Origin of the sequence: Gardnerella sp. DNF01199S (assembly GCF_049244155.1) — a bacterium.
Taxonomy (GTDB): Bacteria; Actinomycetota; Actinomycetes; order Actinomycetales; family Bifidobacteriaceae; genus Bifidobacterium; species Bifidobacterium piotii.
This window is the reverse complement of record NZ_CP058380.1, coordinates 1,144,165-1,157,892: the sequence shown is the minus strand read 5'-3', so window position 1 is coordinate 1,157,892 and position 13,728 is coordinate 1,144,165. Positions and strand designations below refer to the sequence as shown.

Here is a 13,728-nt window from a genome sequence, read left to right as displayed (position 1 = left end):
TGGCGCGGTGATTTTCACCGCGTTTTTTTTTATACGCGTTTTTTTTTATAATGGTTGTTATCAAAAGTGATTGATTAATTAATTGAAGAAAAGAGGCATAGCTTATGCAATCTGAGAAAGTTAATCGTTATAGTTTGCGTAAGTTTGGACAACATTTCGTTTCTGCTGTGGTGGCAGTTGTAGTGGTTGGAATTTTGTCCTCTGGAATGGCTCTATCTCAAGCGACACTTGTTCACGCTGATACGGTGGGTACAGATAATGATTTAAGGAATGGCTCAGAAAGTAGCCGTACCGCAGGTTCTGCAAACAAAACTAATCCTTTAACTAAAGATGATGATGGATATTATGATTTAATGACTGAAAAAACATCAGAAAATCTCTATCCAGAAGTTTTTTCAAATGAAGAATTGCAAAAAGCTGAAGCAGAAAAAGACGATAAAGTAAAAATTTATTTCACTCCAAAAGGAAAAGACTTTAACCCAAAAGGAAAAGATACCAAACAATTAACATTAATAGGATGGAGATTTGTAGATTGGTATCCACAAGATGGAACAGTTGATTACTTTATATTTTTACCAAAAAGAAATGTAGGCCTTGCAAGAGCGCAAGTTGGAGCAGTTTATCATGCTTTTAACACCTTAGAAGAAGGCAATAAAATTTCTTTTAATGAAGGTAAATATGCCGAAACGCCATTTTCTCTTTCGGTAAATAAAAAAGTCCTTGGAGAAAATTTAAAAGAGGAAACTAAATTTAAAGTAAATCCAAAGCAAACTCGTGCCTTTATCAGAGTTAGTTATCAAGTAACTAAACAAGACGATGCACTATCGCAAGTTTTTTATGTAGATAGATATGGAGAAGGAAATACTATATTTAAATTTTTTGTAACTTCTGTAGATGCAGATTTTCACTTTATAGATGACAGTAGTTATAGAAAATTAACAAACCAAAAATTATCTTCACCTCTAAAAGAAAGAAGTGAAAGAGATAAAAATTCTTTTTCTAATGAAGCTTTTAAAAAATTAGATTTAAAAGATATGCTTAACATTGTTACAACAGATAAAGCTTTCTTTGGAAATAATCCAGTCTACAAAGCTAGATTGTCCACTCCTTTATTGTCATATGATGGTGATGAAAAAAGTTCAATAAAAAGACCTACTTTAGATCAGTTAAAAGCAAAAACAATTCCAGGATATATTTACTGTGATAATGATATAGATAAGCCAAAAACAAAAGAATTTAAAAAAGATGACGCCACAACGAAAGAAAAGGGCAATCATTATTTAACTTATGGTTACGATAAAGATAGAAATATGTTGACTACAAAACATTATTATGTCACTTATCGTGCCATACCAACAGAAATTGTTGTTCGTCAATTTAAAGAAGATAAAAAAACATCTTTAGATAATAGTTTTGATCTTTACCGTGTGGAAGATAATAAAGAGGTTTTAGTTAAATCTGCTATTAAACCTAATCATGCTCGTGTGAATGAAAAAGAAGATACTATTAATTCTATAGAAGAAATGATGACTGAAAACACAATAAATGATGCTGGATATTACGAAACAAATAATCTTCTTTATTTAGAACCAGGTAAATATGTTTTGAAAGCAAAAAAATTAACAGAGCCATACTATAACGAAAAAGAAAATCAGGAATTTACAGTTGGTCTTTTAGATAGTAGTGACAAAAAAACAAGAATAGTCGTAGACTTTAATGCTGGTTTAAAACATAAAGTAAACTATAATTTCAACTCAAAAGATGACAAAAAATTACCAGATGAAGTTACAAACTTACTGCCAAAAGATGAAAATAAATATAAAAAAGGCGAAAAAATAACTCCAGCTGATCCAACGCAAAAAGAAATATCGGTAGACGGAGGGAAATGGACATTCATAGGATATGATACTGAAGAGCAAACAGTAGAAGATAAAGATTTAACATTCACAGGAACATGGAAATTCACTAGCATAAAACCTCTATCTACCCTAAATGAAGCACCAAATCTACAAGTAAAAGACGCCGAAATAACTGTAGGAGAAACTTTAAACCTTAAAGACTTAATAATAAGTGCAACAGATAAAGAAGACGGTGACTTAAAAGAAAAAGTAGAAATAGTAGATAAAGGTGGTTTTGACAATAACAAAATCGGTACATATAAAATTACATATAAAGTAGCAGATAGCAAAGGAGCAACTGCAACAAAACAAGCGACAGTAACAGTAAAAGAAAAAACAAAATCAAATCCGCGGCCGCAGCTGAAACAAGAGTCACAGCCGAAGCAAGAGACAGTGCCGCAGTCGAATCCGCAGCCACAGTCGAAGCTCAAAACCACTTTACCACGGACAGGAACGACCGTTAGTAGCTTAGTGTTGATGGTAAGTGTATTAGTTGCGATGGGTGTTCTGCTTCAAGTAAGTAAACGAAAAGATTAATGTTTAATAGTTGAATGCCTCTATCTGTTGATAGAGGGTTTATAGGCCAAAAGGTGTGTAAAGCTAAGCTGATGAATATTCTGGAAATAGAATTAGTCAGCTTGGCTTTTTGATAATTACTTGTATTACAGCGTTACGTCCTAAATGAATACCATCAACATGAATGTAATCATAAACTTCATCCACGAATGGTACTTGTGGCCATAAGTCCCATAAAAGCTTATTCTTACGTCTTAAGGTACGGGCTGAGAAATCGTATGAATACTTATCCTGAGTCTTATTAGATAAAAGCCAATTTAAGCCAACTGTTAAATCGTTTGATTGTTTATCATACGCCCTACTTTTAGAAGCCCCACAGTTAGTACAACGGTATCTAGTAGTGCCAGCATTGGTGTGACCATTCTTGCTCATTTTATGATGACAGTTATTGCATAGTGGGTTATTCATACAAATGAAGAATAACCCACATTCGATATACCACGAGCCCTACTGCCATAAGGCTTATGAGCTGATTTTTTACACACTTTTTGTCCGAGTGGCGAATGTGCGTAAAACAGATTCGATTACCGCAAAACGCTTGTATTGCAAGGTCTAAGGCATGATTTTTTACACACTTTTTGGCCTATAACCCCTAATCCGAATAACCAGTACAAGAACCACAATAACAATGTTGTTGATGTATAATCGCTTTTGATAGTCTTTCCCGCATGCGCGGGTGTGATCCTTCTGTGTTTCGTGTTCTATCGTCTTTCTCGCATTGGCGAGGCATTATCTGAGCTTCAAATGCATGTAATATGTTTGAAGCTCAGATAATTATAAATAAATATTCAATACAATCTTCCTTAAAACTTTTATTAAGAGTATATTTACCATTATTTAGTAATCATTGTAGATTAAGGGGATAGTAGGTATGAGATGTAATCATATTGTTAATCCTGCATTATGGGGTAAAAAGAGAGAAGTTAATGGAGTAATGCAATGGCTTCCTCTTGCTCAACATCTTGAAGATACTGGAAATATTATTGGCCAATTATGGAATCATTGGCTTAGTGATGGTCAGCGAAGATTGATTGAATCCTCATTAAGTAAACATGTTGATGCAAAAAAATTATCTCAATTTTTAGGTTGCATACATGATATTGGTAAAGCTACTCCTGTTTTTCAGTTTCGCAAATCGTATTCAAATTCAAAAGATTTAGATATTGCGTTAAAAAATAAGTTAGCTGCTGTTGGTTTCACAAATATTGATGATTTTATTCTTAAGACAACAGATTGGTCAAGTAGTCATCACACTATAACAGGTCAAGCTATTCTTTCTAATGCTGGAGTTCCTGAAGGGATTTGTGGAATCGTTGGCGCTCATCATGGTAAGCCTTTAGATAATAATTACGTTTATGAACATAATGAGTCTTCATATGCTGACCATTACTATCAAAGTGAAACTGAAAGTGAGAATAGTAAATTATGGAAAAAAATGCAGAATGATATTTTGGATTGGGCTTTAGAAAGGAATGATTTTTCTAATGTAGATAATCTTCCTGAAATAAGTGAGCCAGCACAAGTTTTATTGTGTGGATTAGTTATTATGGCTGATTGGATTGCTAGTAATGAAAACTATTTTCCGCTTATTTCAATAGAAAAAGATTTAATAGAAAATCATGAAGAAAGATATAGAAGAGGCTGGGACAAGTGGTTACAACATGGTTCTAAAGATGTATGGGAATCATTAAATTGTTATAGCGATATTTCGCAAATATATAAACATCGTTTTGGTTTCTTGCCGAATGATGTTCAGATAGCGTTGCACGACGTTATTTCTAATTGCGAAGAACCTGGAATTTTTATTCTTGAATCAGCGATGGGTTCAGGTAAAACAGAAGCTTCTTTGATTGCTGCTGAGCAATTGGCAAATCTAACTGGAAGAAGCGGAGTATTTTTCGGTCTTCCTACTCAAGCCACTTCTAACGGAATGTTTAGGCGAGTTGAGAATTGGCTTAAAAGTGTGAATTGTGATTTTCAGGGTGAAATTGGTTTACGTTTAGTTCATGGTAAATCTGAACTGAATGCAGATTATGCGCATTTGCCGCGTGGAATGCAAAATATGAATGATGGTTGTGAGAGTAGTTCTAGTAATAATGATGCGAATAATAATGGAGTAATACTTAATGATTGGTTTACTGGGCGAAAAACAGCAATGTTGGATGATTTTGTAGTTGGTACAGTAGATCAATTTTTGTTAGCTTCGCTAAAACAAAAACATCTTATGCTTCGTCATTTGGGTTTAAGTAAAAAAGTTGTAATTATTGACGAAGTGCACGCGTATGACGCTTATATGAATAAGTATCTTGAAGAATCTCTTATTTGGATGGCAGCATATGGTGTTCCTGTAGTATTGCTTTCTGCCACCTTGCCTGCAAAGCGTAGAAAAGAACTTATAAAATCTTATCTGTTGCGCGGGTTGGGATTTAAATGGAGTGAATGTGATAAGTCTAATGTTGATTTTGAAACAAATGGTTATCCTTTAATCACATACAGTGATAAAAACTGTGTAAAACAAAAATTTATTGAAAATGATGCTAGTGACAATAAATCTGTTTCTGTAAGAAAAATAACAGACGATAACTTACATGAATCACTTGTTAGTGAGCTTAAATCTTTATTAAATAATGGAGGTATTGCTGGGATTATAGTAAACACCGTTAAGAGAGCTCAAGAAATTTATAATGCTTGCGTTGATGAGTTTAGTGATGAAGAAGTGATAGTTATTCATTCGCAATTTATTGCTACGGATAGAGTTAGAAAAGAACAACAGATTTGCAATATGATTGGCAAGAATGCCCATAGACCTGCTCGTGCAATAATTATTGGTACGCAAGTATTAGAACAGTCACTTGATATTGATTTTGATGTTTTGTTTACTGATCTTGCTCCTATAGATTTATTACTTCAACGTGCTGGCAGATTACAAAGGCATACTATAGAGCGCCCAGATTCTCTTAAAGAACCAATTTTATATGTGTTGGGAACCAGTGAGCGGTATGAATTTGATAAAGGCTCTGAGTCTATTTACAGTAAATATTTACTTATGAGGACTCAATACTATTTGCCAGATGTTATAAACATGCCTCAAGATATTTCTCGATTAGTACAAATAGTTTATGGTGATAATCCTTTAGAGTTACAAGAAGATTTGACAGATGCTTATGTTGCTGCAAAAAGAGAATATGATTCAGACAGAAATAACAATGAAAGTAATGCTGAAACATATAGAATTGAAAATCCAAAAACAGAAATCGGTAAAAAATCTATTGTTGGCTTGTTGGAGAATCCAATTGTAAAAGAGTCTGATGAATTTGCACATGCTCAAGTTCGTAATAGCGGTGAATCTATAGAAGTTATTGCTGTTAAAAGAGTTGGATCCGGCTATGGAACTTTCCATGATTGTAAAGATATTTCACAAAATATTGATGATGTGGAAGTTGCAATGAAACTTGCTCAAGAGACAGTAGGATTGCCGTGGATGTTTACGATAAACAGCAATCGTGTTGAAGAAACAATTGCAGAATTGGAAAGAATGCGAAAACAAAAGCAATTCCAAAATTGGGATGATCAGCCTTGGCTGCGAGGCTCTTTGGTGCTTCTATTCGATGAAAATAATATTTGCGAATTATCGAAATACAGAGTTGCGTATTCTGAAAAAAGTGGTATTGTATGTATTAAGAGTTCAGAAGAAGACAGAAAGGAATTAAAAGGTGAGCAGATTTAATTTATTGGATGAGCCTTGGATTTCCGTCATTGTAGACGAAAAAGGCCACAATAAACTCGTATCAATAACAGATGTGTTTAAGAATGCATCTGAATATAAAGCTCTTGCTGGCGATATGAAAACTCAAGATTTTGCATTACTTCGTATTCTTCTAGCTGTACTTCATACTGTTTTTTCTCGATATGACATTCAAGGAAATTCTCGTGAATTTTATTCAGATGAAGAGGATAAAGAGGATTTTAATGAAGAAACAATGAATATTTGGCGCGAAGTTTGGAATTCAAAAAAATTTCCAGATGTAGTCTTCAAATATTTAGAACAATGGCATGATCGTTTCTATCTTTTTGATGACAAATATCCTTTTTTACAAGTACTTAAACAAGATATCGATAGTAAAAAGCTTGGTGGTAAATCTCCTAGCGAGATATCTGGTAAAAATATAAATCGATTGATTTCTGAAAGCAATAATAAAATTGCAGTATTTTCTCCAAAAGATAATGTTGATAATAATAAATCGTCACTTACTGAAGCACAATTAGCAAGATGGATTATTACCTTACAGTCATATGCTGGATTGGCAGATAAGACCATTTTTGGTACGGAAAAATATAAAGCTTCTAAAGGTTGGCTTTTTGATCTCGGCGGTATTGAGATAGTAGGGGCCAATTTATTTGAAACTCTTATGCTCAACTGCGTGCTTGTTGGTGAAATACAATCTCCTGAGAAAAGACAAAAGCCATGCTGGGAATATTCAGGAACAGAAAATGTTGAAAATTCATTTTACGAAACATTTATCGACAATATTTCTCAGCTTTACACTCGATGGAGTAGGGCAATATATATAAATCCTGATACCAGTATTGACAAGCCTATATCGGTCTCTATAGTGAAACTTCCTGATATTAATCATAAAAATGCTTTTATTGAGCCAATGACAGTATGGCAGTATAACAAGGAAGGTGAAAGTAAGGACAAATACACTCCCAGGAAGCATAGAGCAGAAGAATCTATGTGGAGATCGTTCGGGTTACTTACGTTGCAAGAATCAGATGATGGGATCCTAAAAAATCACAAACCGGGAATTATGGAATGGCTTAACAAAATTAAACATGATATTGCTGGTTCTTCTATTTCACTGCAAGCCATAAGTATGAAAGATGACGGCAATGCTACATCTTGGGTCCCTACAGATGAAATATGCGATACTTTGCATATTGATGAAGTTGTAGTAACTGATAATGCTGACAATGGATGGGTATACAGAATTAACAATGAAGTCGAGTATACAAGATCTGCCATAGGATTTATTTACAGGCAATTTCTTCTCGACATATGTGAAATACGCAATAGAAATAAAGATGATGCAACTAAATATTCTGCTAAGTACATTAGTCAGGCTTATTTCTTAGTTGATCAACCGTTTAGAGAATGGTTAGCAAATATTAAACCAAAAGATTTAATGAATGAACGATGTACTCAATGGAGAAATACTTTGCATAGCATACTTATAAATGAAGCAAAAGGCATGTTGGAAAAAGCTACATTGCGTGATTTTACAGGTAGGCCTGCTATGCAAAGTGAGAAAGAAACTACAAAAAATATAGTTACGGCTTACAGCATTTTTACTAGTCGATTAAAAAAATTATCAAAAAAATAAAGACATAGAAAGGAGGCTATTATGGCTGAAAATCAAAGCAAATCTGTTGAAGTATCTAATGCTGTTAGAAAAATTATCAATCAATTTTTGAATGGCTCAGATATTGCATCAAGGCGAGCTATGCTTGCTCAACTACGCAACACAATTGGTAAGCCATTAAGTCAGTCTGTAGAAATATGGCCATGGATACTAAGCAATGTTCCAGAAAGCTTTATCAATAAATATGGTGAAGTTAGCTATCAAATGCGATCTGTTATAAACACTTTGCAAATATACGCATTGTATGAACAAGGTAGTGTAGAAAAATCAAGTTATAAGTATTTGAACAAATCTGAAGATTCAGAAAATGAAAAATCTTATAACAATATGGGAACAGCTTTAAGAGCACTAAGATGTGACGAAGGTGTGCGTGGAGCGATGGATAGACGCTTTAGTGTTATGATTACTGCAAGCGATTACGAAAGTTTTTACTATTACCTTCGTCAACTAGTTCGACTACTAAAAAGCAGAACAAAAGAAAATCAACAAGCGATTGATTATTCTAAACTAGCACGCGATTTATATTTACTTCAGTTTGAAGATTCAGAAAAAGTAAGACTTTCCTGGGCGCAAGAATATTATCGCTTAAGCAAGTAGCAATAACTTTTTAGCAATATCACATATTTTAAAAATTACATATTTCAAAAACAACGTTATTAAACAATTAACTAAAATTTAGAAAGGCAAAACAATGGACGCTCATTTATTCTTAGATATTCAAGCAATCCAAGCTGTTCCACCATGCAATATTAATCGCGATGATGCAGGTAGTCCAAAAACTGCTCAATATGGCGGTGTAACTAGAGCTAGAGTAAGCTCTCAATGCTGGAAGCACTCAATGCGCGAATATTTCAAAGAACACAGCGGAGATTCTAATGTTGGAATACGAAGCAAAAACATTGTTAAGTACGTTGCAGATAAAATTGTTGCATTAAAACCAGAATTATCTGAGCAAGAAGCATTAGATTTAGCAAATAAAACGTTAAATAATGCTGGCGTTAAAACTAAAAAAGATAATGATGAAATAGTTCCTACAGCAAAAGCTTTATTCTTCTTAGGAGAGACTCAAGCAAATTCTCTAGCGCAAGCAGCAATCAATAATGTTACTGACAAGAAGCAACTGCAAGAAATCTTGAAAGATAATCCACCTATTGATATTGCTTTATTTGGTCGCATGCTTGCAGACGATCCATCGCTTAATGAGGATGCTTCTTCTCAAGTTGCTCACGCAATTTCCACTCACGCTGTTCGTGCTGAATTTGATTACTATACTGCTGTTGATGATTTATCTACTGAGGATAATGCTGGAGCTGGAATGCTTGGAACAATAGAATTTAATTCTTCAACGCTTTATCGTTATGCAAATGTGGCAGTACATGAGTTTAGCCATCAGTTGAGCGATAACAAAGAATCTACAATTAATGCTCTTAGACTTTTTATTGAAGCTTTCGCTAACGCTATGCCTACTGGAAAAGCAAATACTTTTGCGAATCAAACTTTGCCGCAAATGCTGGTGGTAACTTTAAGAGATGACAGACCAGTGAATTTAGTGAGCGCATTTGAAGATCCAGTAAAAGCAAAAGACGGATATGTTTCAAAATCTATTGAGAAACTATCTCAAGAATACGAAAAAGTTCAAAAATTCGTCAATAAGCCACTTGCATCATTCTATGTAACAATGGATTCTTCAAATGAGAATCTTAAATTAGGAGTGGAAGAGCAAAGTATGCAGCAATTATTGGATGATTTTTCTTCTAAAGTCTCCGAATTTCTTCAGTAAATTCCTTAATAAATAACACTTATTAGTTGATATTTAGTGTTTAATAGTTAGGAAGCTTATGAAAAGTTTATTACTGAAGTTTTCTGGACCGTTGCAATCATGGGGTACGGATTCGCATTTTGAGACTCGTCACACAGACTACTATCCATCTAAAAGTGCGGTAGTAGGTATGATTGCTGCAGCTTTTGGATATAGAAGAAGCACAGATTGTGATGAAGAGATTGCAAAGCTTAATGATTTAGATTTTGCAGTACGAATAGATCAGCAAGGAAATTTGCTTAGAGATTATCATATTGCTGCAAAATATAAGCCTAACGGTGACTTTGAAAAAAATTACGTTACAAATCGTTACTATCTAGAAGATGCCATATTCCTAGTTGCAATAGGATCCGATAATGAGCAACTTATTTACAGTATTAACGATGCGTTGCGCTCGCCGTATTTTCAATCTAGTTTAGGCAGAAGATCATTGCCTCCTACAGCTGATTTTATTCTAGGCGTAGAAGATTGCGGAGTAATTCAAGCATTATTAACGTATGAGTGGCTTGCAAACAAGTGGTCTAAAAAAAGATTTAATACTTCTAGACTATCTGAAGCATCAGAGTCTTCTATTGAATCGTGCAATGAAGTATTTATATCCTTATACGCTGATTCTGATTTAGTAGATAAAGCTGCAGCAGAATTAGTCAAAGACGATACTAGTACTTATAAAATTCAGGAATCAGTTCGTAGATTACGCAAGGATTTCGTTAATTCTTTCTCTAACAAGGAAAGAAAATTCGGATTTCGTTACGAGTCAAAAATGGGAATACCTATTAAGAGAATTCTCCACAATAATTCGGATTCGGAAGGTATTTCATCAGATAGTAAGCATGTGAAATCTACTGGAGATTTTATTGCTGAGCATGATGCTTTTTCTGGATTGGAGTCTTAAATGTCTTATTTAAGCAGAGTTGAAATTGATTATAAAAAGCCCTCATCATTGAGAGATCTTAAATCTGTTGGTGCCTTTCATAACTGGGTTGAGCAAAGTTTTCCCTACGAATGGGAGAATCATGAAAGAATCAGAAAGCTATGGAGAGTTGATGTTTTGCATGGAAAACATTACTTGCTTATCGTAAGTGATTCTAAACCAGATTTGCAACGTCTAGAGATGTATGGTGTTGCAGGAACAGCGTCAAGTAAAACTTATGATAAGTTTTTAGACTCACTAATGAATGGCATGAGAATGCAATTTCGTGTGACGCTTAACCCTGTTGTTTCTATTTCTGATAATGCTGAAACTCGCACTACTAGAGGTAGAGTAGTACCACATGTTACTTATGATCAGCAGATGAATTTTTTGTTTAATCGCGCACAAAAATTAGGTTTTTCGTTGAACGAAAATGAATTCGCTATTGTTGAACGTGGATATAGCTTATTTACAAAGTCAGAAAAACCTATTCGATTAAGTAAAGCTGTTTATCAAGGTATTTTAACAATTAACGATGCAGACACTATGCGTAAAACACTGCTAGAAGGAATTGGCAAAAAGAAAGCGTATGGCTTTGGAATGATGACAGTAATTCCTTTAGGTAATTAAATAAATGACGCTATTTTATTAAAGGCTGTAACAGTATGAAAAAGAAATTCGGTGCTCAAAAAGCTGAAATATCAGAGCTTCCACGTATAAGCGACAGAGTGAGTTTTATATACGTAGAGCATGCGAAAATTAATCGTCTTGATAGTGCTGTTACAGTCTTTGATGCAAATGGAACTATAAGAGTTCCTGCTGCAATGATTGGCGTTTTACTTTTAGGTCCTGGCACGGAGATTACTCATAGGGCAATGGAATTACTTGGAGATGTTGGCGCAAGCATAGTTTGGGTTGGTGAGCATGGGGTTCGCAATTATGCTCATGGTAGAGCATTGTCAAGAAGCTCAAGATTGTTGGAAAAACAGGCAAAACTTGTTACGAATAATAGGTCTAGATTGAGTGTTGCGAGAAAAATGTATCAAATGCGTTTCCCTAATGAAAATATATCGTCATATACTATGCAACAATTAAGAGGTCGAGAAGGAGCTCGTGTAAGAAGCATATATAGGGAGATGTCTAATAAATACAATGTTCAATGGAATGGCCGCGATTATAAAGTCGATGATTTTGAAAGTGGTACTGTTGTTAATCAAGCATTGTCTGTAGGTAACGTATGCCTATACGGTTTAGTGCATAGCATAATATCTGCTTTAGGTTTAGCGCCTGGATTAGGTTTCGTGCATACTGGCCATGATCTTTCTCTAGTATACGATATTGCAGACTTATATAAAGCTGAATTAACTATTCCTGCATCTTTTGAAATTGCTTCTCAGTGTGAATTCGACGATGATATTGAACGGTTAATGCGTTTGAAAATGCGTGATTGCTTCGCAAATTGCAACATAATGTCTCGTATTGTTAATGACATACAAAATCTTCTTGAAATACCGATTGACGATCAAATTACTGTTGATGTAATACATCTTTGGGACGATAAGGAAATTCTAGTAGCTTCTGGCGTAAATTACAGTGAGGTGAATTGATATGCCGTTAACTGTGATTACGATGACTAACTGCCCACTATCTTTAAGAGGTGATTTAACCAAGTGGATGCAAGAAATAGCTACAGGCGTTTATGTCGGCAATTTTAACAGTAGAATCCGTGAAGAATTATGGAAGCGTATAGAAAACAGTGTTGGAAATGGTGTTGCAACAATGAGTTTTTCTTCCAGAAATGAAATTGGCTACGATTTTAAGACTATCCATTCGCATCGTGAAGTGGTTTATTCGGATGGATTACCTCTGGTACGTATTCCAACAGTTGATACATTAGAAAACGCTATTAAACATGGATTTAGCGATGCAGCACATTTTCATAACGCAAGGAAATTTTCAAATGCTAGGCGTAAAAGTATTAATACTACTTCTAATAAAATTGAAGATAATCTTACAAATGAGAATATTAGTAATCTAAGTTACGATAATATTTCTCGAACTGCAAACTTTACTACGAATAATGAAGAAATAACTTGTACAGATTACTGGAAAGATTTTATTGGTAAAATAAGTAAGAATTTTGTTGTAATAGATTGCGAAACTACGGGTTTAAATAGCAAAGTTGATAAAATCATTGAAATTGGAGCCGTTAAGTTCATTGATGGGAAAATTGAAGAATTCCAAAAACTAATAAAGATTAATTGCGATAGCGTTAGTAATTTTAATAAAAATAATTTTATTCCTAATAAAATTATTGAGCTAACTGGTATTACAACTAATATGCTTGAGTCTTATGGTGTAGGATTAGATTTAGCATTAAGAGAATTCATTGATTTTATCGGAAAATTACCGATACTTGGATACAATATACAGTTTGATATGTCATTTTTGAATTCTGCTTTATCTTCATTAGGTGAAAGATTTGACGATTCTCTTTTAATTAATAAAATTTTTGATATCTCTCGTTTTGTAAAGAAAGAAAAGAAATTTTTAAAAAATTACCAGCTAAAGACGGTGCTGCACGAATACAACATTTCTGAATCCGTTCCGCATAGAGCTCTTCTGGACGCTAGACTAACAGCGCATCTTGTTTTTAATTTGAAAGGATTGTTAAAATTTATTTCATAAAAATAAAATACTGTTGTACCATGTTCTGTGATAGGTTGAATTTGAAAAGTAAATGAAATTTGACTGTTTCTGTTATGGAAATGGCCATTTTTATTGGGATTTTAAGTGTCTTTCCCGCATACGCGGGGGTGATCCCATATTAGTACAGAAACACAAACAAGCCCAACCGTCTTTCCCGCATACGCGGGGGTGATCCTCTAAACAATATAAAAGCTTTTTCATTCTTAAAGTCTTTCCCGCATACGCGGGGGTGATCCTCTAATATTTCGCAGGTTATGGATTCGCTTTTCGTCTTTCCCGCATACGCGGGGGTGATCCTTACTTTTCAACTCCTGAAGAACTACAAAAAATGTCTTTCCCGCATACGCGGGGGTGATCCTGTATGCGTTCAGCTTGTGGCAGGGATTGCCT

Annotated in this window: 9 protein-coding genes, 1 pseudogene and 1 CRISPR repeat array (1 of these 11 only partly in view); of the genes and pseudogenes, 9 read left to right on the top strand and 1 reads right to left on the bottom strand. The window is 34.3% G+C overall.

The annotated features are described in order from the left end of the window. Window positions 1-104: 104 nt before the first annotated feature. A complete protein-coding gene (locus tag HXT45_RS04600) occupies window positions 105-2,435 on the top strand; it encodes an SHIRT domain-containing protein (protein WP_421781428.1) in 2,331 nt (776 codons plus the stop codon). 117 nt (window positions 2,436-2,552) lie between these two features. On the opposite strand, the pseudogene HXT45_RS04595 reads toward HXT45_RS04600, so the two are convergent. Continuing rightward, window positions 2,553-2,882: pseudogene (locus HXT45_RS04595) on the bottom strand (transposase-like zinc-binding domain-containing protein); the annotation flags it as partial. A gap of 463 nt (window positions 2,883-3,345) precedes the next feature. On the opposite strand from HXT45_RS04595, the gene cas3 reads away from it, so the two are divergent. From cas3 to cas2e, 8 genes are all read left to right on the top strand, one after another. Further along, window positions 3,346-6,201, top strand: coding sequence for a CRISPR-associated helicase Cas3' (gene cas3, locus HXT45_RS04590; protein WP_115761638.1), 2,856 nt, complete (start codon window positions 3,346-3,348; stop codon window positions 6,199-6,201). After that, window positions 6,188-7,858: a type I-E CRISPR-associated protein Cse1/CasA gene (gene casA / locus HXT45_RS04585; protein WP_421781426.1), complete on the top strand. Its 1,671-nt coding sequence runs from the start codon at window positions 6,188-6,190 to the stop codon at window positions 7,856-7,858. Before cas3 ends, casA begins: the two co-directional genes overlap by 14 nt. A 21-nt stretch (window positions 7,859-7,879) precedes the next feature. After that, complete coding sequence (gene casB, locus HXT45_RS04580) at window positions 7,880-8,494, top strand: type I-E CRISPR-associated protein Cse2/CasB (protein WP_004132148.1); 615 nt, start codon at window positions 7,880-7,882, stop codon at window positions 8,492-8,494. Window positions 8,495-8,588: 94 nt separating this feature from the next. After that, window positions 8,589-9,677: a type I-E CRISPR-associated protein Cas7/Cse4/CasC gene (gene cas7e, locus HXT45_RS04575; protein ID WP_115761639.1), complete on the top strand. Its 1,089-nt coding sequence runs from the start codon at window positions 8,589-8,591 to the stop codon at window positions 9,675-9,677. 58 nt (window positions 9,678-9,735) lie between these two features. Then, window positions 9,736-10,611 (top strand): type I-E CRISPR-associated protein Cas5/CasD, encoded by an 876-nt coding sequence (gene cas5e, locus HXT45_RS04570; RefSeq protein WP_018637825.1) that lies wholly within the window; start codon window positions 9,736-9,738, stop codon window positions 10,609-10,611. Further along, window positions 10,612-11,259 carry a type I-E CRISPR-associated protein Cas6/Cse3/CasE gene (gene cas6e / locus HXT45_RS04565; RefSeq protein WP_004574564.1) on the top strand — a complete coding sequence of 216 codons (648 nt, stop codon included), beginning with the start codon at window positions 10,612-10,614 and terminating at the stop codon, window positions 11,257-11,259. A 35-nt stretch (window positions 11,260-11,294) separates the two neighbouring features. Continuing rightward, on the top strand, window positions 11,295-12,236 hold the full coding sequence (gene cas1e, locus HXT45_RS04560; RefSeq protein ID WP_415697639.1) for a type I-E CRISPR-associated endonuclease Cas1e: 942 nt from the start codon (window positions 11,295-11,297) through the stop codon (window positions 12,234-12,236). A 1-nt stretch (window position 12,237) separates the two neighbouring features. Continuing rightward, a complete protein-coding gene (gene cas2e / locus HXT45_RS04555) occupies window positions 12,238-13,317 on the top strand; it encodes a type I-E CRISPR-associated endoribonuclease Cas2e (protein ID WP_004132157.1) in 1,080 nt (359 codons plus the stop codon). Window positions 13,318-13,424: 107 nt separating this feature from the next. Further along, window positions 13,425-13,728: a CRISPR direct-repeat array (repeat unit 28 nt; unit sequence GTCTTTCCCGCATACGCGGGGGTGATCC); it runs 821 nt beyond the window's last position.

What these genes read in the sequence shown, in the direction of transcription:
- HXT45_RS04600 (WP_421781428.1), top strand. Translation starts at nt 105, where the DNA reads ATGCAATCTGAGAAAGTTAATCGTTATAGTTTGCGTAAGTTTGGACAA.
- cas3 (WP_115761638.1), top strand. Translation starts at nt 3,346, where the DNA reads ATGAGATGTAATCATATTGTTAATCCTGCATTATGGGGTAAAAAGAGA.
- casB (WP_004132148.1), top strand. Translation starts at nt 7,880, where the DNA reads ATGGCTGAAAATCAAAGCAAATCTGTTGAAGTATCTAATGCTGTTAGA.
- cas7e (WP_115761639.1), top strand. Translation starts at nt 8,589, where the DNA reads ATGGACGCTCATTTATTCTTAGATATTCAAGCAATCCAAGCTGTTCCA.
- cas5e (WP_018637825.1), top strand. Translation starts at nt 9,736, where the DNA reads ATGAAAAGTTTATTACTGAAGTTTTCTGGACCGTTGCAATCATGGGGT.
- cas6e (WP_004574564.1), top strand. Translation starts at nt 10,612, where the DNA reads ATGTCTTATTTAAGCAGAGTTGAAATTGATTATAAAAAGCCCTCATCA.
- cas1e (WP_415697639.1), top strand. Translation starts at nt 11,295, where the DNA reads ATGAAAAAGAAATTCGGTGCTCAAAAAGCTGAAATATCAGAGCTTCCA.
- cas2e (WP_004132157.1), top strand. Translation starts at nt 12,238, where the DNA reads ATGCCGTTAACTGTGATTACGATGACTAACTGCCCACTATCTTTAAGA.